This window comes from Mycobacterium sp. 852002-40037_SCH5390672 (assembly GCF_001665875.1).
GTDB lineage: Bacteria > Actinomycetota > Actinomycetes > Mycobacteriales > Mycobacteriaceae > Mycobacterium.
In genome coordinates, this window is record NZ_LZTA01000135.1 from 1 (window position 1) to 19,808 (window position 19,808).

The window sequence follows — 19,808 nt, forward strand, 5'->3', positions numbered from 1 at the left end:
GCACCGGCCGTACTACCACCGGGACCGAAGACCAACTGCTGGGCGAGCTGCGACCAAAAGGCCGGAATACCGTTCGAAAAATAGGCAAGACCGGTGGTCTGCTTGAGGATGACGGTGTAGAGCGTGGGATTCAGCCCCAGGTAGTTGTTGGTCGGGGTAGGCAGTCCGGATTGCGTGAAGTTCTGAATCGCACTGGTAAGCCAGGTGAACGGCCCCGGCTGCGACGCGGTGGTCGTCGACGCTTGTGTCACCGCTTGAGAGGTGACCGACAACGCTTGCGGAGTCACCAGCTGGGAAGTCGTATTCGCGGTGTTGCCCGCCGGCTCGGCCACGGCCTGGGCGACCGCGGCCGCCTGGTTGGAGCCCGCTTCCGGGGTGGTGGTGTTGGGCGGTGACGTGAACGGGGTCAGCTGCGAGGCGGCCGCCGACGCCGCGGCGTAGCCGGCCATGGCACCCGCGTCTTGCGCCCACATCTCCATGTACTGCGCCTCGGTGGCCGCGATCGCGGGCGTGTTCTGCCCGAAGAAATTCGTCGCCACCAGGGTCGCCAACAAAACTCGATTGGCCGCGATCACGGGCGGTGGCACCGTCATCGCAAACGCCGCCTCAAACGCGGCGGCGGCGGCCCGGGCCTGGCCTGCGGTCTCCTCGGCCTGCGCGGCCAGGACGCTCAGCCAGCTCACGTACGGCGTGACCGCCGACAACATCGATGCCGAGGCCGGACCCACCCACGGCGCTTGGGTCAGTTCCGAAATCACCGACGTGTATCCGCTGGCCGCCGTGCCCAGCTCGGCGCCCAGTCCATCCCAGGCGGCGGCCGCGGCCATGATCGGACCCGACCCCGGACCCGCATACATGCGACCGGAGTTGATCTCCGGCGGTAATGACCCGAAGTCCATGGTTACGAAGCACCGGGCTCGAACGACATGTATCCCCTCGCAGGTGATCTTCTTGGCGATGACCTTGAAGAATTTGCTTGCTTCGGAAGGCTAAATCGCTGCGCCGCCCATCGCCGTTGCACGATGCGGCCGCTGGTGCGACCCCGCCGGCTTCGAGAGCGATGTTCCGGCGTGGCAAGCGCGAGCGGGTCGCCATCGGGCGCATCTCGCCGTCACCGCCATTACCTGCAGGAACGCCACGTCGGAGCATCAGTCAGCGGCGCACGGCCCCGACCTTGGAGGGCGGTTTAGGCGGGACTGCGCCGACGCGAAAACCCCAGCGCGGGATAAAAATCCGGCCGCAGATAAAGCCGACGCGAGATTCGCCGCGGCGCCCGGGGTGCGACTCGGGTGACCAGGCTCGCGTTGGGTGCGCCGCGAGTGCTCGTGACAGGGCCGTCGCACAGCCTGTCCGGCGGGGGTGCCGCTCATCCAGGCACGCGAAAACGCGCCCTGCCGCCGATGTTTCGGGGCAGGGCGCGTTGTGGATCGCGCCGGCGTTACCGGCCGGGACTATCCCGCGAAGGGTGGTCGGGCCATGACGGTGGGCCGGAATCCGTACTTGGGACCGGCCACGCCGTGCCCGCCGGCACCGGCACCGGCCAGCGGCATGCCGCCCAACAAGTTCCCCGGCCCGCCGGCCGCCTCCGGGGCAGCACTGATGCTGCTGACCGGAATCGCATGCCCGAGCGCCTGCGTGGCCGGCGCACCCGACCAGGCCACCGGCACCGACAACTTGCCACCGACCGAGGCCGCACTGCCCAGCGCCGCCACCGGGTGCGCAGCCGCAGCCCCGCCACCCAACATGCCACCCAGACCACCAAGACCGGGCAATGCCTTGGCGGCGGCCGGAGCCGCCCCAGTGATCAGCCCGGTCGATTTGGCGATCTGCGTGAAGGTGTTGGCCATACCGGTACTGAAGTACGGCAGACCCTCAGTGTTATAGAAGAGGCTGGCGAAGGGGCTGTAGCCGTTCACGGCCGATCCCAGGCTGGTGGGCAAAGTGGACTGCCCAGTCAACAGGAACCAGAGCTCTGACAACGGATCCGTGGTAGTCGTGGCGGCCTGAGTTGTCGCCTGGGTCGTCGCCTGGGTGGCAGTGGTCGTGGGTTGCGCCAAGGCCTGCAGGGTCTTCGACGTGTTGGTCGCCGTGGAGTTCGCCGTGGCGTTGGTGACCGCTGCGCTCTGGGTGGCCTGGCCCGACGGGTTGGTGACCTCGGGTGCCTTCTGGAACGTCGACACCTTGGTCGCGGTCGACGACTGACCTGCATAGCCGTACATCGCAGCGGCGTCCTGCGCCCAGTACTCGCCGTACTGGGCCTCCAACTGAGCGATCGTCCCCGTGTTTTGACCCAACACGTTGGTTTGGATCAGCTGCTGAACCAGGGCACGGTTGCTCGCGATCGCCGGCGGCGGCACCACCGAGGAAAACGCCGTCTCAAACGCCGCCGCAGCCGCGTTGGCCTGAGTGGCCGCCTCCTCAGCCTGCGCGGCAGTAGTGCTCAACCACTCCGCATACGGAGTCGCCGCCTGAACCATCGCCGCCGAGGCGGTCCCGGTCCACTCGTCGCTGGACAGCTGAGTAACCACGTTCTGATAACTCAGCGCAGCCGACTGCAACTCCGCAGCAATCGCATTCCAGGCCGACGCCGCCGTCGTGAACGACTCCGAACCCGGACCCGCATAAAGCCGCGCCGAATTGACCTCCGGCGGAAGTGCCCCAAAATCCAACATCATCGACTCCTTAACCAGTCGCGGCGGCGTTGGCCGCCTCAGTCACCGCATACGACCCGGAGCTCGTGCTCAAGGTGTTGACGAACATTTCGTGGATCGCCGCAGCCTGAGCGCTGACGGCCTGATACATCTGCGCGTGCGCAGCGAACTGCGCCGCCGTCAGCGCCGACACCTCGTCGGCGGCAGCCGGCACCACCCCCGTCGTTGGGGCCGCCGCCGCTGCGTTCTGAGCGCTCAGCGTTGAGCCAATGGTTTGGAGGCTGCCGGCTGCGGCTGCCAGCGCCTCGGGCTGCGTGGTCACAAAAGACATCTAGATTCCTTCACTTCCGTCGGGCTGGGCTACATTCCGCGAATGGTTTGCTGGTGCTCTGGCGTTCATCTGGCTCTCCGTTATCCGGCCGACGGTGGGCGGGTCAGCACGCTGTAGCGGAACCCGTATTTGTTGACGTAGCCGGCGGCCGCACCGCGCCGCCCCATCGACCCGACCGGCATGCCGCGCAGCAGACCGTTGGCTGGTGAATTTGCTCCGCCGGCCGCCGCGGCCTGGATCGGAGTGGCCTCCTCGGACAGCGCCGACGGGCTCACCGCCGAGGTCAACGTCGCCCAATGCTGCGGAACCGACAACATCCCCACCCGGGCAGCCTGCCCGGCCCCCGCCGAGATCGCACTCACATGGCCCACACCACCCAGATTGCCCAGCCCCAGGCTCGCGAACTGCGGCGTCGGGAACCAGGCACCACCGGCACCGGCCGTACTACCACCGGGACCGAAGACCAACTGCTGGGCGAGCTGCGACCAAAAGGCCGGAATACCGTTCGAGAAATAGGCAAGGCCCGAGGTCTGTTTGAGGATCACGGTGTAGAGCGTGGGGTTCAGGCCCAGGTAGTTGTTGGTCGGGGTGGGCAGCCCGGACTGCAGGAAGTCCTGAACTGTGGTGGAGAGTAGTCCCGAATTCGAGGCGTTGGTTACCGCCGCGGGCGCCTGCACCGCTTGCGTTGCGCTGACCGACAGCGCTTGTGGCGTCGCTACCTGTGAGGTGGTCTGCGCGGTGTTGCCCGCCGGCTCGGCCACGGCCTGGGCGACCGCGGCCGCCTGGTTGGAGCCCGCTTCCGGGGTGGTGGTGTTGGGCGGCGCCGCGAACGGCGCCAGTTCCGACGCGGTCGCCGAGGCCGCGGTGTAGCCGGCCATGGCACCCGCGTCTTGCGCCCACATCTCCATGTACTGCGCCTCGGTGGCCGCGATCGCGGGCGTGTTCTGCCCGAAGAAATTCGTCGCCACCAGGGTCGCCAACAAAACTCGATTGGCCGCGATCACGGGCGGTGGCACCGTCATCGCAAACGCCGCCTCAAACGCGGCGGCGGCGGCCCGGCCCTGCCCGGCGGTCTCCTCGGCCTGTGCGGCCATGGCACTGAGCCAACTCACGAACGGGGTGATCGCCGCAACCATCGACGTCGATGCCGGTCCCACCCATGGCCCGCTGGTGAGCTCGGAAACCACCGAGTTATAGCCGCTGGCCGCTACACCCAATTCCGCCGCAATCTCATCCCAGGCGGCGGCGGCGGCCATCATTGGCCCCGACCCCGGACCCGCATACATGCGACCGGAATTGATTTCGGGCGGTAACGCCGCGAAGTCAAACACCGTGTCCTCCTCAGTCGGCCGCGAACGCAGGCGATCTCGGCTGTCACATAGGAATCAGTGGTGGTCGTGGTCACGGCTCTGTAAACGACGCCACCGGTAGGCCGCTGCGCCTACGGGAGTCACTGCCTGGGCCTCTTCGCCCCGCAACGCCATCAGCCGGGCCGGCCGGTGCATCTTGACCAGTTGACTGCTCCCGCAAAGGTGGTGTGCCACCACACTTCTCGGATGTCTGGTCAGTAACGACATGCACCTTCTGCCCCGGCTAATCTCCCGCTATCAGCAACCGAGCGACAGCTCGCGTGTGCCCGAACTGCCGCCCGGCACTGAGATTAGTTCGTTACGAGGCAAACACCGACACCCCAAAGCCACCTGTTCATTAATGGCCAGCCACTGTTCATTCCCAGTCGGCGCGAGTTCACGAAAGGAAACGAATTGTTCATTAACCGTTTGCTTACCGCCCACCGCGATGGCACCGGTGTCGGCGGTCCGTGCTGTCAGTCCTCTTCGAGAATCAGTGCCATTTCGGGGCAGGAAGCGACGCCGTCACGAGTCGACTGCTCGTCCTCGGGCCTGACCTCGTGCTCCTCGAGAATCGAATAGCCGGACTCGTCAATGGGAAAAAGGTCTGGGTCGACGGCGTAACACTGGGCGTGGCCCACACATTTCGACTGTTCCAGACGAACCCTCACAAGGCTTCCTCCCTTGGCGGCCGGCGCGACCATAAACGTCTTCGCCATCAGACAAGCTCGCACATCACGATGCGGTACCCAGATTAGTCGGTCGGTAAAGTATCGAAGATGTTCGCCAACCGGTTCCGGGCATCGGAAACCCCGGATTAGCGTGGGCGGGCGGATCTGTGTTCCTTTGCCGCGCATGCAATATTGGTGTGCCGCGACGCGTTCGTATCGACGGAGACCGGCAAAGGTGCCGTCGCATCGGGGTATTTCATCAACGACAGACAACCGGAGATCGAAGCGCATGAGCGAAGGCCAGCAAGGCTCGTTCTACCTGCCCAGGCTTGACTTCGCCACGCTACCGATGACCGCTGACCGGGGCCTGGGGTGGAAGACGCTACGGGACGCCGGACCGGTTGTGTTCATGAACGGCCACTACTACATCACGCGCCGCGAGGACGTGCTGGCCGCGCTGCGCAACACCAAGGTCTTCTCGTCGACGGTGCTGCAGCCGCCCGGCCATCCATTGCCGGTGCTGCCACTGGCTTTTGACCCGCCGCAGCACACCCGCTACCGCCAGATTCTGCAGCCGTACTTCAGCCCGCACGCTTTGAGTAAGTCGCGTCCGGTGCTGCAGCGCCACGCCAGTGACATGATCGCGGCGCTGGTCGGCCGGGGCGAATGCGAAGTGATGGCGGATTTCGCCAACCTGTACCCGTTTCAGGTGTTCCTGGACCTCTACGGTCTGCCGGTCGAGGATCGTGACCGTCTCATCGATTGGAAGGACGCCGTCGTCAGCGACAAGCCCTTCATCACCCAGTCCGACATCGAGAAGTCCGAGCTGCTGCTGGCCTATCTGGCCGACGCCATCGCGCAGCGCCGGCGAAACCCGAAGTCGGACATGTTGTCCCAGGTGATCACCGGCAAGGGCAACTTCACCGACCTCGAACTGCTGGGCATGAGTCACCTGCTGATCCTGGCGGGTCTGGACACGGTGACCGCGGCTATCGGATTTTCGCTGTTCGAATTGGCGCGCAGGCCGCAGCTGCGCAAGGAACTGCGCGACAACCCAAAGCAGATCAGGGTTTTCATCGAAGAGATCGTCCGCCTCGAACCGTCGGCACCGGTGGCACCACGCATCACCACCGAATTCGTCGAAGTCGGCGGCATGACCCTGCCGCCTGGCACATCGGTGCGGCTGTGCATGGCCGCGGTCAACCGTGACGACAGCGACGCGATGTCGACCAACGAACTCAACATGGACGGAAAGGTGCACCGGCACTGGGGGTTTGGCGGTGGCCCGCATCGCTGCCTGGGTTCTCACCTGGCGCGCATTGAACTGACGGTGATCGTCGCGGAATGGCTGACCCAGATTCCGGATTTCGAACTGCCCGAGGGCTACTCCCCCATGATCAACTATCCCTCAAAGAGTTTCGCGCTCAAGGAATTGCCGCTGCGCTGGGGCGCAATCCCGGTGTAACCCGGTCAGCCCCGGCGCAGCGGCGCACGTCCTACTTACGCAACTCGGTCGCTGCGACCTGAACGAACACGCCGGTGTCCTCGGCCATCAGCAGGCCGCGACCACGGGGCAGCGGACCACCCTTCATCTTGCCGCGGATGAATCCCTCGTCGGGGTCGGCGTCCATCACCAGCAGCGGCGCGTTGGCCTGGGCCAGTGCCCGCAACATCGGGTCGCTGCCGGCCGAAGACCAGCCACCGAAGGTGCGCGTCACGATCACATGCAGGCCGACGTCGGCGGCCCGAGTCACCCAGGGCGCGGCCTTGTGCAGAGGCGAGTCGAAACCTGCCGGCAGCTGCTGGATGTCGTCGACGATCAAGAAGATCTCCGGCCCACTCCACCAGTTCCGCGACAGCAACTCCTCGGCGGACAACCCGGGCGGCGGCTCGCGGCCGGCCAGGACCGCGGCCAGTTCGCCCATCACCGCCTGCACACCGTCGAGGTTGTAGGCGAATTTCTCCACGTAGTCGGAGCCCAGGGTGGTCAGCAGCTGACGACGCGGATCCACCAGCCACACCTGGGCCGAGGGCTGCCCCGCCGGTGGTGTCGGCGCGCTGGTTGCTCCCGGCGCGTACAACCGCCCGATCTCGGACATGATCGTGGCCAGCGTCGTGGTACGCCCACATTCGCGACGGCCGGTCACCATCAAGTGCGCGTTCTCGGCGAAGTTGAGATAAACCGGCGAGAGGTCCAACTCCGAGATGGCCCAGGCGATTCCGCCCGCGCCGACGCCTTGGCGGGTGTCCTGAGCGGCGAGCTCCCGAAGCTGGTCCACGCCGAAGGTCGCCGGCAGCCGGCGTACCGGCGGAGCCTGGCCACTCGTGATCCGGCTGACGGCTTCGACGACGCTGTCGGATTCGAACCGGTTGTCCGGCGTGCTGGCCAGCGCGGGTCGCGCCACCAATGTGTGCAGACCGGACTGCGGGTCGGCGTCGAGGCGGACATAGTTGACCGCGACCATGCCGCGACCCGGCTTGACCGGGACGTCCTTGGCGAACCGGGAACGCACCAGTTTGGCGTCTTCCACGGCGGCCAGCCGCAGCTCGACCCGGGAACCGAAACCACTGCGCACCGGTGGCCGCAGCTCCGATTCGCGATCGGCGGTGACCACCACGTGCACCCCGAACGAGGGGCCCTGGTTGATGATCACGTTGACCTGCTCGATCAGCACCTCGTTTTCCTCGGCCAGCGCCCGGTAGTTGTCCACCACCAGGTAGACGTCGCCGAACCCGTCGTTGGGGACCGGGCCGGGCTCAGCACCGAACTTCCGCCGCCGGAACACCTCCATCGAGGCGATCCCGTACTCGAGGAAGCTGCGCTTGCGCTCCCGCACCAGGGCCAGCAGTTCGGCCACCGTGCGGCGAACACCGTAGGGGTCGGTCGGACCGGCCACCTCACCGACGTGGGGCAGACGGGCGACGGTAGTCAGCGCGGTGCTGCTGTAGGCCAGGCAGTAGAACTGGATCTGCTCGGGCGTGTGGGTCAGCGCCGCCGAACAGATCAGGGTCTGCAGCGCCGTGGTCTTACCCGAACCACCGGCACCCAGGATCAAGACGTTGGCACCGGGGCCCGAGGTGTCCACCGTCCACGGCGGCTGGTCGTGCTTGAAGGGACGGTCGATGATCCCGATCGGGAAGACCAGATCCAGCGCGGTGCCGTAGTCCTGCTGCCAGGGGTGGCCGAGGAACCGGTTGACCAGTTCGTCGATGGCGACGGGCTGGGTCAGCGGTGGCTGCCACAGCCGGTACGGCTGGAAGTCGATCTTGCGCAGTTGGTCGATGATGACCGTACCGACCTTGGGCGTTCTGATGCCTTCGGCGTCGTCGTCCGCGCTCTCGGCCTCGATCAACTCACCGTTGGCGGGGATGGCGGGGGCGGCGATGTCGGGTCCCCCGACGCTGACTTCCAGCGGGGTGAACGAGTTGGTGAAAAGTTGCGGACGGACGTAGTCGATGCTGTGCACCAACGCCGGTGCTTCATCTCCATCGTCGGTGAGGCCGCGCGGAAAGTAGTCCCGCCACAAGAATTCGGCCTGGAACCGGGTGATGTCTTCCAGGCTGCGGCGGAAGTAGCCCAGACCGGCTTTGGCGGGCAGGTTGACCGCGTTCGGCACGCCGGCCGCCTGCGCCGCACCTGCGGTGCGCGCTTTCAGCACCAGCCGGTAACCCATGTTCTCCATGAGCTTTTCGGCGCGGCTTTCGATGGTCTGCGACGCCATCATCAGGTGGATCCAGTACGCGCGGCCCTGGCGGCCGATCGAGTCGAGCACGTCGACCGCCGTCGGCATGATGCGGAACCATTCGTAGAACTCGTCGATGACGACCACGAGCATCGGCAGTGGTGCCATGTCCTGGCCACGGGCCCGCATCCGGCTGCGCACCGAGTTGTATTCCTTGGCGTCGTCGACGCCGGCGCTGTCGCAGATCGCCTTGCGGCGGGCGATCTCGCCCCACAACGCGTCCAGGAACCGCTCCATCAACGCCTGGTCTTCCTCCAGGTCGGTGATGATCCGGGACACGTGCGGAACACCGGCGAACGGCTTGACCGCCGACCCACCCTTGAGGTCGGCCAGCACGAACTGCAGCTCGTCGGGCGGGTGGCTGAGCATCAGCGATTCGATCACGGTCCGCACCAGGGTCGATTTACCCGAACCGGTCGTACCTGACATGACGCCGTGGGGACCGTCGCCGCCTTCGTCCAGCGACTTCATGTCCAAGAACAGCAGCTCGCCGTTGTCGGAACGAACACCGAACGGCGCCCGCAACCGCGACCGGCCCATCGAGTCGTTGCGGCTACCCCACAGCGCCTCGAAGTCGATGCGGCCGGGATCGTCAATCCCGTAGTAGGCCATGATGTCTCGGGCGCCGATGTGCGCCACCCGCTGGCCGATCTCCTCGTATGCCTCGGCGAGCCGCCAGCGCGCCAGTTTCTGCGAGAACTCCTCCGCCTCGGCGGTGCTGATGTGGTCGGTGAGGGCGAAGAACCACGGCTTCTCGTCGATGACCATCCATGTGTCGCGGTCGCGCGGCAGCGCCTCGATCACACCCGTCTTGTCGAACCGCAGTGTGCGCTCCGGGACCGCACTCCACATCGCAGAGCCGGTGAGGTCGAAGAACGTCACCCCGTCGACGCCTTCGCCGCTGATCACGTACTCCCATTGCGGGTCAACAACATCGGCGATGATCACGGTGTGAGGCGTCGGCGTCTGGGCCGACGAACTGGCGTGTCGCGGCGTGAAAGACCCACGGCCGGCGAATAATTCGGCCTGCTCGGCGGCGAACTCGCGCACCGAGCTGTAGACCATCCGCGCGTTGCCCGCGGCGTCCTGGCGGCGCGGGTCACCGAAGTGGGGCAGCCACTTCACCCAGTCCCATTCGTCCAGGTTGGAACTGACCACGATCATCCGCACGTGGTCGGGCCCGTGCGAGAACGCCAGCTGGCAGACGATCGCCCGCATCAGTCCCGCCACCTGCTCGCGGTCTCCGGCCAGCGAGTACCAGGGCTCGACCAGCACAGAGATCATCTTGGGCAGGTTGTAGACGACACTTTGATAGCGACCGAATTCCTGAAGGGCCTTACCGGTCACCGGCTCGAGTTCGATGTCGGTGGGCATGTTCTGGGGCTCACCCCAGGTCACCTCGGGACGCGTCATGCCGACACCGACGCGGACCACGCCGAAGTTCAGGTCTTTGCCGTCGGGCTTGCGCTCCCACATCCGTGAGGACCCGACCGCGGCGGCCAGCGTCGTGGGTGCCGGGTGGAACCACCGGTAGTTGGCGTCCATGCTGTCGGCCGACTCGTGGGCGGTCTCGCGCAGCATGTCCAGCATCAACATGAACTGGGCGCGCATCGAGTCCAGCTTGGGCCGGCTCATCTGCTGCTGGCCGCCGAACCGGCCGCCGAACATCATCATCGCGACGCCGCCGATCATGAAGATCGGGAAGATCGAGCCGGCGCCACCGAACACGTGTGAGCCGCTGGCGAACGTCATGGCGACCATGCCGATCAGCAGGCCGACCACCACGACACCGACCACGATCAACCACCAGGGCTTGCCCTCCGGCGGCGGGATGCTCAGCGGGGTCGGAAGGACGATGTTCTCCGGCTTGATTACCGGAGGCTTCTCCGGCGTCGGCCGCGCAAATCCACGTTTCACTTCGGTACCGCCAACTCTCCTGGGTTCATATCCATCGGTAGCGTGTCGTGCTCCACCAGCGCATCGGATCGCGACAACGTCGGCCCTTGCGGGAGCAGCCGCAGCGCCACCCACGGCGCCAGGCCCGGTTTTGTCTTGAGGCCCAACGCTTCTCGTACTTCACGGGTGTCGTCGACGCCGAACCGGGCGCCCGCATCGGTGAGCCACCACAGCGATTCGGTCGTCTTGGCTCCGGGATCGTTTCCGGTGACGGCCACGAAGTTCGCATAGTCGGGCCCGAAGAAGACCTGGTCGGCTTCGCGACCGGTGGTGTCGGCCTTGACCAGCGACACCACCTTGCTGGCGTCCTTCGACTGGACCGGAATGGTCGCACCCGAGATGACCTGCACACGGGCCCGGTTCTCACCGGAGGTCTTCTGCCACCACCAGCAGGTGGCCGGGTTCTCGCGGATATCCATCACATTCAGGGGCGCGTCCGGGTAGGACGACAGATCCAGCTTGTTGACCACCGGCATCTTGGCCAACGCGGACGGTTCCACGGTCACCGGTTTGGTGTTGCCCGGCCCGGCGTTCTGCAGGATCTGGGCCACCAAGGGTGGCAGCGTCTGCACACCGTCGGCCAACACCAATGAATACTGTTGCGGCCCACTGATTTGCGGGGTGACGATCACCGTGCCGATCGGGCCGGGCGCGTTCGGGAATGATGCCCCGGTGCCCGCGTTCTGAATCTGTGGCACCGTCAGTTCCGGACCCACCGGCAACGCGTCGTACAGGGCGCGGCTCATCGGCTTCGCCATGCTGACCTCCTCGGGGGTGAGCCCCAGTGGCAGCAGCACCGATCGGTTCGATCCGTCGATGCGCGAGCGTCGTCCGTCCCGGATCACCCAGGCGTCCCCGCTGTAGTTCAGCACCACCGCGTCCGATCCGGTCAGCACCCGCCGGTGGTTGCTCAAATCGGGAGTGCCGTCGATCACCGTCACGGTCACACCGGACGGCGCCCCGGAACCGGTCGAATTGGCGACCGTGTCGCAGACCAGCCACGACGACGCAGCCGGGCTGGTCGGATGGAAGCTCGACGGCGCGCCGGGGATGCCCACCATCGGACCCCGCGGCAGGGTCGCGATCTGGTTGGACTTGACCAGATGCGGGTTGTCGGGGCGGCCGGTGATCAGGCGGGCCGACGCCAAGTTCAACGCCGGGTACAACTTCTCACCGACGCGCACGTAGAGCGCGCCGGAGTCACGGTCGGCGATGATCGGCGAATCCCCTACCTGGCCGGCGGGGCTGATGAACGAGTACAGCAGCGCGCCCAGGCAGATCACCAGGGCGGCCGAAACCGATGCCACCACGGCCAGGTTCTGGCGCCGGCCCGGCTCGACCTCCATGCGCACCCGCCACCGGGTCAGTGCCATCGCGGTCCGGCGGGCAAGGAACTGATATCCCGTTACCTGCGTCCGCGTCGACAACCCGAGGCCGTACCCCGTGCCACGCTGCCCGCGACTCTCTTCCGCCACTAATCACCATCCGGTCTGCTGGAACGCCTGGATTTTGTCCCTGTGAACTGATCCAGCGCGAATTACATCGATAACGGTAAGGCACCTGCGCGGACCTCGCCACGCGGTGCCGAAGCGCATTCACTTCTACATCTTTTTATGCACCCGAATCGGCCGCGTTCACCGCGCCGGGGCCGCCGCCGAAGTCGGCGGCGACGTGCGCCGCTGAGCTGGCAGTTTGTGTTCCCCCACGGATGACCTGAGCGGATCCTTTTACCTCTCCTCAGAGCATCGTAGTTGGCTCGGGCCCTCTCGTCCTGTCGAAAGCATCAAGCCGTGGGCGGGAGAGGACATAAATGAATGGCAGGCCACCGCCCAGCAAAGAATGCGCTAACTCGCGCCGGGTCCCGGTCGCGGGCCCACGAATCCGGGCAGCAAGATGTCGGCATGACTGAACTCGCGCCGTCGCTGATCGAGCTCGCCCGCAGATACGGCATCGCGACGGAATACGAGGATTGGTCCGGCCGACGGGTACGGGTTTCCGAGGCCACGTTGAAGGCCGTGTTGGGCGCCCTCGGCGTCGCGGCCGACGACGAGCAGGAGCGCAACGTCGCGCTGACCGCGAAGCTGCGCTCGCACTGGGCCCGTCGGCTGCCGTCGACCATCGTCGGGCGTACCGGCGAGCCGATCCGTTTCTGGGCGCATGTCAGCCACGGCGATCCCGCCGAGGTGTGGTTGCAGCTCGAAGACGGCACGGTCCGCGACGGTGTCGAGCAGGTCGACAACTTCACCCCGCCGTTCGACATGGACGGGCGCTGGGTCGGCGAGGCCAGCTTCCTGTTGCCCTCCGACCTGCCGCTGGGCTATCACCGGGTGCATCTGCGCTCCGGTGACTGCGAGACCAGCACCGCGCTGATCGTGACGCCCGATTGGCTCGGTCTGCCGGAGCGGCTCGGCGCCCGCCGCGCGTGGGGCCTGGCCGTTCAGCTCTACAGCGTGCGGTCGCGGCAGTCGTGGGGTGTCGGCGATCTGACCGATCTGACCCACCTTGCGGTCTGGTCGGTCGCCCGCCACGGCGCCGATTACCTCTTGGTCAATCCCCTGCACGCCGCGGCCCCAACCACACCGATGGAGCCGTCGCCGTACCTGCCGACATCGCGGCGCTTTGTCAATCCGATTTATCTTCACGTCGAGGCAATCCCCGAATTCGCCGACCTGACCAAGCGCAGCCGGGTCCGCCGGCTGCGCTCCGAGGTCCAGCACCGCGCCGGCCGCGTCGACGCCATCGACCGCGACAGTGCATGGGCCGCGAAGCGGGCCGCGCTCAAGCTGCTGCACCAGGAACCGCGGTCGGCGGGAAGGCAGCTGTCCTACACCGCATTCCGCGACCGCGAGGGCCGCGCGCTGGACGACTTCGCCACCTGGTGCGCGCTGGCCGAAAAACACGGCGACGACTGGCATTCCTGGCCCGACGCGCTGCAGCACCCGGACGCGTCAGGCGTTGCGGACTTCGTCAAAAAGCATTCGGACACAGTCGATTTCCATCGTTGGCTGCAATGGCAACTCGACGAGCAGCTTGCCGCGGCGCAGTCACAGGCGATCCGGGCCGGCATGTCGTTGGGCATCATGGCAGACCTGGCCGTGGGTGTGCACCCCAACGGCGCCGACGCCTGGGCGCTGCAGGACGTGATGGCGCTGGGGGTCACCGCCGGCGCGCCGCCGGACGAGTTCAACCAGCTCGGCCAGGACTGGTCGCAGCCGCCGTGGCGGCCAGACCGGTTGGATGCGCATGAGTATCGGCCTTTTCGCGCACTGATCCGTGCGGTGCTGCGGCATGCCGGCGGGGTGCGCATCGACCACATCATCGGGTTGTTCCGGCTCTGGTGGATCCCGCGGGGCGCCTCACCCACCCAGGGCACCTACGTGCGCTACGACCACGAAGCCATGATCGGCATCGTCGCCCTGGAAGCGCACCGGGCCGGTGCGGTCGTCGTCGGGGAGGATCTCGGCACGGTCGAGCCGTGGGTGCGTGACTACCTGTTGTTGCGGGGCTTGTTGGGCACCTCGATCCTCTGGTTCGAATTGGACCGCGACGACCCAAGTGCCAGCGGAGCTCCGCTCCGTGCCGAGCGCTGGCGCGAGTACTGCCTGTCCTCGGTCACTACGCACGATCTCCCCCCGACCGCCGGCTACCTGGCCGGTGACCATGTGCGGCTACGTGATTCGTTGGGATTGCTGACCCGTCCCGTCGAAGAAGAGGTCGAGTCCGACCGGGCCGAACTGGCGGCGTGGATGGCCGAGCTGCGCCGGGTCGGGTTGCTCGAGGACGACGAAGAAGACCCCGAGCAAGTCGTCGTGGCGCTGTATCGCTATCTGGGCAGGACGCCGTCTCGGCTTCTTGGCGTGGCGCTGACCGACGCCGTCGGTGACCGCCGAACCCAGAATCAGCCCGGCACCACCGACGAATACCCCAACTGGCGGGTGCCACTGACCGGTCCCGACGGGCGGGCGGTGATGCTCGAGGACGTGTTCACCGATCGCCGGACCGCCACGCTCGCCGAAGCGGTGCGCGCGGCAATAGCACCCGCCACCTCAGTAAGCGCGACCCGCGAGTCGGCCGGTCGGGTGCCTTGTTAGCTTCGAACACCATGAAGGTCTCAGTCGTGGCCCCGGTCGCCGACGGTGTCACCGCGGACCCCGACTGGATGGTGGCCTTCGCGCACCATCTCGAGGCCTGCGGGTTCGAATCGATCGTCGTTGTCGAGCACACCGTGCTGCTCACGCGCTACGACAGCGTCTATCCCTACGACAATTCGGGACGCGTCGGCCTGGCGGCGGACTGCCCCATTCCCGATCCGCTTGATCTGCTGGCATTTCTGGCCGGCCACACCAGCAGCCTGGGGCTGGCCACCGGCGTGTTGGTCCTGCCCAACCACCACCCGGTGGTGCTGGCCAAGCGGGCCGCCACCGTCGATGCCCTGTCGGGCGGCAGACTGCGCCTGTGTGTGGGTGTGGGCTGGCTCAAGGAAGAGCTGGCAGCCTGCGACGTGGAGTTCGACAGCCGGGGCCGCCGGGCCGACGAGCAGCTGGCCGTCATGCGGACGTTGTGGGCGCAGCGGCCCGACGGTGCGTCCTTCACGGGCGAGTTCTTCCGTTTCGACAATGTGATGTGCTATCCGAAGCCCGTTGCGGCGGAACGCCTTCCGATTCATATCGGCGGACACAGCCGAGCCGCCGCGCGACGTGCCGGACGTCTCGGCGACGGCTTCCAGCCGCTCGGGGTGACCGGGCCGCGACTCGCGTCGCTGATCGCGCTCATGCGCGACGAGGCCTCCGCGGCGGGCCGGGATCCGGCGGCGGCGGAAGTGTCACTGGGCCACTCGGTCACCAAGATCGATGCCGAGCGCGCGGCGGGCCTCGCGGAGCAGGGCGCCAACCGTTTGGTGCTGGCCATGCCGCCGACCACCGATATCGAGCAGGCCAAAGACCTGTTGTCGGCGTGTGCACAACGGCTGTCCTTGAGCTCATGACCCTTTCAGCCGACCAGCGGGCCGCGCTGAGCGATGTGGTGCACCGGTACGCGGCCGGTGTCGATGACCGCGAATTCGATGCTGTCGCACAACTTTTCACACCTGATGCCGAGCTGGTGGTGCCCGCCCCGCCAGCCGATCTGCGGCCGATCCATTCGCATCGCGGCCGCCACGCCATCGCCACCGCGGTCGCGGCCGTCGCCGCGGTCGCACGCACCGAGCACGCGATCATCGGTGAGGTGTACGACGTGGCCGCGCAACCCGGCACCGCCCGCGGGCGGATCGCGTGCGTCGCGCACCACTGGAACGAGCGCGACGCCGAGGTGGTGGACGTGGCGTGGCACCTGCGCTACGACGACGAGTACACGCTGACCGACGCGGGCTGGCGGATCAGCCGCCGGGCATTGACGGTCAACGCGATCGAGACCCGCCCGGTGCGCCGGCTGCTGCCATATGAGCCCGCCTAGCGTGTTGGCAGCAGATTATGCGCACACTCACAGCAAAACTCATCGGTCGTATCTGCGGCGCAAACGGGGTGTTTTTTTAGGTAGGTGCGGCTAACGGCGGCGGGGCCACGCCGGATTTTGCACGCCCAACGCCCTCACCGGCCACGCCAGCCTGTGCCTGCTCCGCGACCGCAGCCTTTGTTCCCGATCGACTCCAATTAATCCAGGTCCATTCGTGTAATTTCGGCCGCGTGACGAACACCGTTGATTCCGCGGGGACCGGTGGAGGGCGGGCAGCGCAGCGTGGCTCGGTATCGACCCTGGCAGTGGGCACGCCGCTGACGTCCATCCCGGACTACCGCAACGAGATACACACCGCCGAAGACATCATCGATGTGGAGCATTACGGTGGCGGCTTCGACCTCACCAGGCGGGCCACCGCCCCGAAGCTGCGCATCGGTCGCGACCGGTGGTTCAACCTGCTGTGGTTGATCCCCATCGGCTTTGCCGTGCTGATCGCCGGGATCGCGGTTGGCAAAGGCTTACACAACGTGCCGGCGGTGCAGTCATTCATTCACCGCTACCCCGGGTCGGACAGTGCCGGCATCCCCCCGGGCCTACCGGCCTGGATCGGCTGGACGCACTTCTTCAACCTCTTCATGATGATGTTCATCATCAGGACGGGGATCCAGATTCTCTGCGACCATCCCCGGCTTTACTTCAGCCGCAACGCCACTCCGGGTAAGGACGAGTGGCTGCGGGTGGGTCCGCCGGTTCCGGACGACGAGCTGTGGACCGCCAACGCCGACACCGTCGCGTTGCCGCCGCAGTTGGGGCTGCCCGGCTTCCGGCACTCCATCGGCTTGGCCCGGTGGTGGCATCTCGGCATCGACGTGTTGTGGTTGGTCAACGGGGCGGTCTTCTACGTCTTGTTGTTCGCCACCGGCCAGTGGCGCCACATCGTGCCGACCAGCTGGGACGTCTTCCCCAACGCGGCGTCAGTGGCCATTCAGTACCTGTCGCTGGACTGGCCAACCGACAACGGCTGGGTCGCCTACAACGGACTGCAGTTGCTGTCGTACTTCACCACCGTCTTCATCGCCGCCCCTGCCGCGCTGATCACCGGCCTGGGAATGTCGCCCGCGCTATCCCAGCGGGTGCACTGGCTCAGCAAGCGGCTGAGCATCCAGCACGCGCGGTCGCTGCATTTCGTGGTGCTGGTCTACTTCCTGTTCTTCATCCTGGTGCACGTCACCATGGTTCTGACGACCAGCGCGCTACGGAACCTCAATCACATGTTCGCCTCCCGCGACGACAACAGCTGGGTAGGTTTCGCGATCTTCTCCGCGGCGATGGTGCTGACCGCGATCGCGTGGGTTTGGGCCACTCCCTTCACCATTCGCCATCCCCGCGTGGTGCAGCGGGTCGGCTATGCGCTGGTGGGTCCCTTCCAGCGGATGCTCGAGCAGCTGGACCCCAAGCCCGGCGCCTTCACCGAGAAGGACATCTCACCGCACCACTGGCGCAACGGGCGCCTGCCCGAGACCGTCGAGTACAAGGAGCTGGAGCGCGACGACTTCAAGGACTGGCGGCTGCGGGTCTACGGTCTGGTGGAACACCCGATGGAATTCTCGCTCGAGGACTTGATGGCGCTGCCCTACCACGAGCAGATCAGCCAGCACTTCTGCATCCAGGCATGGTCAGGCGTCGCCAAATGGGGTGGCGTGCAGATGAAGACGATCATGGACATCGTCAAACCGCTTCCCGAAGCGAAGTGGGCGGTCTTCTATTCGATGGGGCTGGGCGCCACGGGTGGCATCTACTACAACGCCCATCACATCGGTCAGATGGACCACCACATGACCATGCTGGCCTACAACATGAACGACCAGCAGCTCCCCTACATGCACGGCAGACCGCTGCGGCTGCGCAACGAACTGCAGCACGGCTTCAAGCTGGTGAAATGGATCAAAGGCATCGAGTTCGTCGCCGACTACCACGACATCGGAAGTGGTTACGGCGGCTACAGCGAAGACCACAAATACTTCGGGCGCCACCAGACGCTCTAGTGCGCAACCGCGCGTCGCCTCGTCGAAGTCGTTTGTCCCGACGGTGTTTTGGGTAGCACCACCAGATCGGGCCGAAACGAATGTGACAGCAGAGGAGACGCCATGAGGCATAGCCCTGTCGACCATGATCGGACCGCTGAGCCCTACCCGGATCAAGAAACGAGGCAAACGCCCGGACTCCTCGTCGTCGCCGCGGCCGCGTTGGCGTTCATCGTATGCGTTGCCAACTTCGCCCTGGGTGAGGCCGGCGCGGGCGTCGCCGCCGCCATCATCTCCATGCTCGCGTTCGGGGCAGGTCTGTCCTGGCTTGCGATGGACCGCAGGCGAATTCGCGACGCGGAGCGGGAATGGGTGATCAGCCGCCCCGTCCGATAGCGCAGCCGTAGAGCGGCTACCGCAGGGCCGCGAGGTTGTTCACGGACTTTTGCACATCCGAGCGCAGAATCCGGGCGACCAATCCCCCGACCGGTCCGCTGAGCAAACCGCCGCCGAGATCGGCGGTGAGGTGGAACGTCGATCCGGGGTGGTCATCGGTGACGGTCATCGCCACCGTGAGGCGGATACCGCCGCGTCCCCGGCCCTGCAGCTTGATCGCTTTCGGCTCGTCGTACCGCGTGACCTCCCAGTGGATGACATTGCGGAAGCCCTTGACCTTGACGCACGACGAGACACAGGTGCCCTTCTCGATCGTGTCCGGCACGGGCCCCCGCCAACCGGCGAAAATCGTCATCCATTCGTCGAATCGATCCAGGTCCGACGCCAGCTTCCACGCTGCTTCCGGTTCTACCTGCGACGACACCGACACATCTACGCGAGCCAACGTCTTCCTCCCCTGGGGATCAGAAACGCCGCCACCCGAGGCGGGCGACCAGCGCACAACCATGGCTGAGTACCCCGACACCGTCGCGCGTATTCGTGGGGTCGGACCGCTCAGGGCCAGGCCTGCTCCAGCTGCTGGGCAACGTCGATGATCTGCGCCGCCTGCGACTGGGGCGCGTCGATCTCGGCGGCGACATAGTGCGCGATGAATCGCCGGATCTCGGCATCGACACCGGCCAGGATCCGCAGCACCTCGCCACGGATCGACTTCGACGAGACGTTGACGGTGATGTCGGAGGGCCGCGGTTTGGCGACGTCGACGATCAGCAACAGCGGTTCGGCCGCTCGCGCCGTCGCGCGCAATTGGATGTCCCCCGAGACCGCAAAGCTTTGTTTGTCGAGCCATAGGTCGACCAGGAGATCGATCGACAGCGGAATGTGGATGACGAACGTGATGCTGTCGCCCAGCCGACGCGTGACCCGGGGCTCGTGAATCTTGACGTTGGCACTGACTTTGGCGATTTTGCCCGGGCCCTGCGCAATAGGCTCCATGGCGAACTTGCTGCCGGCAATGTCGGCGAATGCGGCAGCCACCCGCTCGGGAGTGACGGCGGCCTCGAAGAACCTGCGCCCAAACTCTTCGTAGGTGACATAATCGTGATTCGTCATAGGCTTATACCGTCTCATGTCGGCTGCCTGAACGGTCGCTGATCCGCTCGGGTCGCAGGAATCCCGCGCCAGATCCCCTCTCGTTGAAGCGGCAATCCCGATCGATGCCCGGTCGGCGAT

At 66.2% G+C, this 19,808-nt stretch carries 15 protein-coding genes; 6 read left to right on the plus strand and 9 right to left on the minus strand.

Features of this window, described 5'->3' with window-relative positions; genetic code table 11:
• The 5 genes from A5782_RS24045 to A5782_RS24065 form a co-directional block, all read right to left on the minus strand.
• Nucleotides 1-899 (minus strand): PPE family protein (locus tag A5782_RS24045; protein WP_067104808.1); only part of this gene is annotated, 899 nt, incomplete at its 3' end.
• A 552-nt stretch (nt 900-1,451) separates the two neighbouring features.
• Nucleotides 1,452-2,675 carry a PPE family protein gene (locus A5782_RS24050; RefSeq protein WP_067104779.1) on the minus strand — a complete coding sequence of 408 codons (1,224 nt, stop codon included), beginning with the start codon at nt 2,673-2,675 and terminating at the stop codon, nt 1,452-1,454.
• A 7-nt stretch (nt 2,676-2,682) separates the two neighbouring features.
• Nucleotides 2,683-2,982, minus strand: coding sequence for a PE family protein (locus tag A5782_RS24055; protein ID WP_067104780.1), 300 nt, complete (start codon nt 2,980-2,982; stop codon nt 2,683-2,685).
• 80 nt (nt 2,983-3,062) lie between these two features.
• Nucleotides 3,063-4,313 (minus strand): PPE family protein, encoded by a 1,251-nt coding sequence (locus tag A5782_RS24060; RefSeq protein WP_067104781.1) that lies wholly within the window; start codon nt 4,311-4,313, stop codon nt 3,063-3,065.
• A 494-nt stretch (nt 4,314-4,807) separates the two neighbouring features.
• Nucleotides 4,808-5,002, minus strand: a complete 195-nt coding sequence (locus tag A5782_RS24065; protein ID WP_067104809.1) for a ferredoxin — start codon at nt 5,000-5,002, stop codon at nt 4,808-4,810.
• A 289-nt stretch (nt 5,003-5,291) separates the two neighbouring features.
• On the opposite strand from A5782_RS24065, the gene A5782_RS24070 reads away from it, so the two are divergent.
• Nucleotides 5,292-6,467: a cytochrome P450 gene (locus tag A5782_RS24070; RefSeq protein ID WP_067104782.1), complete on the plus strand. Its 1,176-nt coding sequence runs from the start codon at nt 5,292-5,294 to the stop codon at nt 6,465-6,467.
• 31 nt (nt 6,468-6,498) lie between these two features.
• On the opposite strand, the gene eccCa is transcribed toward A5782_RS24070, so the two are convergent.
• Nucleotides 6,499-10,662, minus strand: a complete 4,164-nt coding sequence (gene eccCa, locus A5782_RS24075; RefSeq protein WP_067104783.1) for a type VII secretion protein EccCa — start codon at nt 10,660-10,662, stop codon at nt 6,499-6,501.
• Nucleotides 10,659-12,176 carry a type VII secretion protein EccB gene (gene eccB, locus A5782_RS24080; RefSeq protein WP_067104784.1) on the minus strand — a complete coding sequence of 506 codons (1,518 nt, stop codon included), beginning with the start codon at nt 12,174-12,176 and terminating at the stop codon, nt 10,659-10,661. Before eccB ends, eccCa begins: the two co-directional genes overlap by 4 nt.
• Nucleotides 12,177-12,602: 426 nt before the next feature.
• On the opposite strand from eccB, the gene malQ reads away from it, so the two are divergent.
• From malQ to A5782_RS24105, 5 genes are all read left to right on the plus strand, one after another.
• Nucleotides 12,603-14,792, plus strand: coding sequence for a 4-alpha-glucanotransferase (gene malQ, locus A5782_RS24085; protein WP_067104785.1), 2,190 nt, complete (start codon nt 12,603-12,605; stop codon nt 14,790-14,792).
• Nucleotides 14,793-14,803: 11 nt separating this feature from the next.
• A complete protein-coding gene (locus A5782_RS24090; protein ID WP_067104786.1) occupies nt 14,804-15,685 on the plus strand; it encodes an LLM class F420-dependent oxidoreductase in 882 nt (293 codons plus the stop codon).
• On the plus strand, nt 15,682-16,152 hold the full coding sequence (locus A5782_RS24095) for a nuclear transport factor 2 family protein (protein WP_067104787.1): 471 nt from the start codon (nt 15,682-15,684) through the stop codon (nt 16,150-16,152). The genes A5782_RS24090 and A5782_RS24095 overlap by 4 nt, the downstream gene beginning before the upstream one ends.
• Nucleotides 16,153-16,457: 305 nt before the next feature.
• Complete coding sequence (locus tag A5782_RS24100; RefSeq protein WP_067104788.1) at nt 16,458-18,200, plus strand: molybdopterin-dependent oxidoreductase; 1,743 nt, start codon at nt 16,458-16,460, stop codon at nt 18,198-18,200.
• A 102-nt stretch (nt 18,201-18,302) separates the two neighbouring features.
• Nucleotides 18,303-18,575: a hypothetical protein gene (locus A5782_RS24105; protein WP_067104789.1), complete on the plus strand. Its 273-nt coding sequence runs from the start codon at nt 18,303-18,305 to the stop codon at nt 18,573-18,575.
• Between the two features lie 16 nt (nt 18,576-18,591).
• Here the strand turns inward: A5782_RS24105 and A5782_RS24110 are convergent, their stop codons facing one another.
• Nucleotides 18,592-19,020, minus strand: coding sequence for an SRPBCC family protein (locus A5782_RS24110; RefSeq protein WP_197694330.1), 429 nt, complete (start codon nt 19,018-19,020; stop codon nt 18,592-18,594).
• A 110-nt stretch (nt 19,021-19,130) separates the two neighbouring features.
• Nucleotides 19,131-19,688: a hypothetical protein gene (locus A5782_RS24115; RefSeq protein WP_067104791.1), complete on the minus strand. Its 558-nt coding sequence runs from the start codon at nt 19,686-19,688 to the stop codon at nt 19,131-19,133.
• Nucleotides 19,689-19,808: the final 120 nt, after the last annotated feature.

Excerpts from the sequence above, each read along its gene's own strand:
- A5782_RS24115 (WP_067104791.1), bottom strand. The coding sequence starts at position 19,688 with ATGACGAATCACGATTATGTCACCTACGAAGAGTTTGGGCGCAGGTTC.
- A5782_RS24105 (WP_067104789.1), top strand. The coding sequence starts at position 18,303 with ATGAGGCATAGCCCTGTCGACCATGATCGGACCGCTGAGCCCTACCCG.
- A5782_RS24095 (WP_067104787.1), top strand. The coding sequence starts at position 15,682 with ATGACCCTTTCAGCCGACCAGCGGGCCGCGCTGAGCGATGTGGTGCAC.
- A5782_RS24070 (WP_067104782.1), top strand. The coding sequence starts at position 5,292 with ATGAGCGAAGGCCAGCAAGGCTCGTTCTACCTGCCCAGGCTTGACTTC.
- A5782_RS24050 (WP_067104779.1), bottom strand. The coding sequence starts at position 2,675 with ATGATGTTGGATTTTGGGGCACTTCCGCCGGAGGTCAATTCGGCGCGG.
- A5782_RS24090 (WP_067104786.1), top strand. The coding sequence starts at position 14,804 with ATGAAGGTCTCAGTCGTGGCCCCGGTCGCCGACGGTGTCACCGCGGAC.
- A5782_RS24055 (WP_067104780.1), bottom strand. The coding sequence starts at position 2,982 with ATGTCTTTTGTGACCACGCAGCCCGAGGCGCTGGCAGCCGCAGCCGGC.
- malQ (WP_067104785.1), top strand. The coding sequence starts at position 12,603 with ATGACTGAACTCGCGCCGTCGCTGATCGAGCTCGCCCGCAGATACGGC.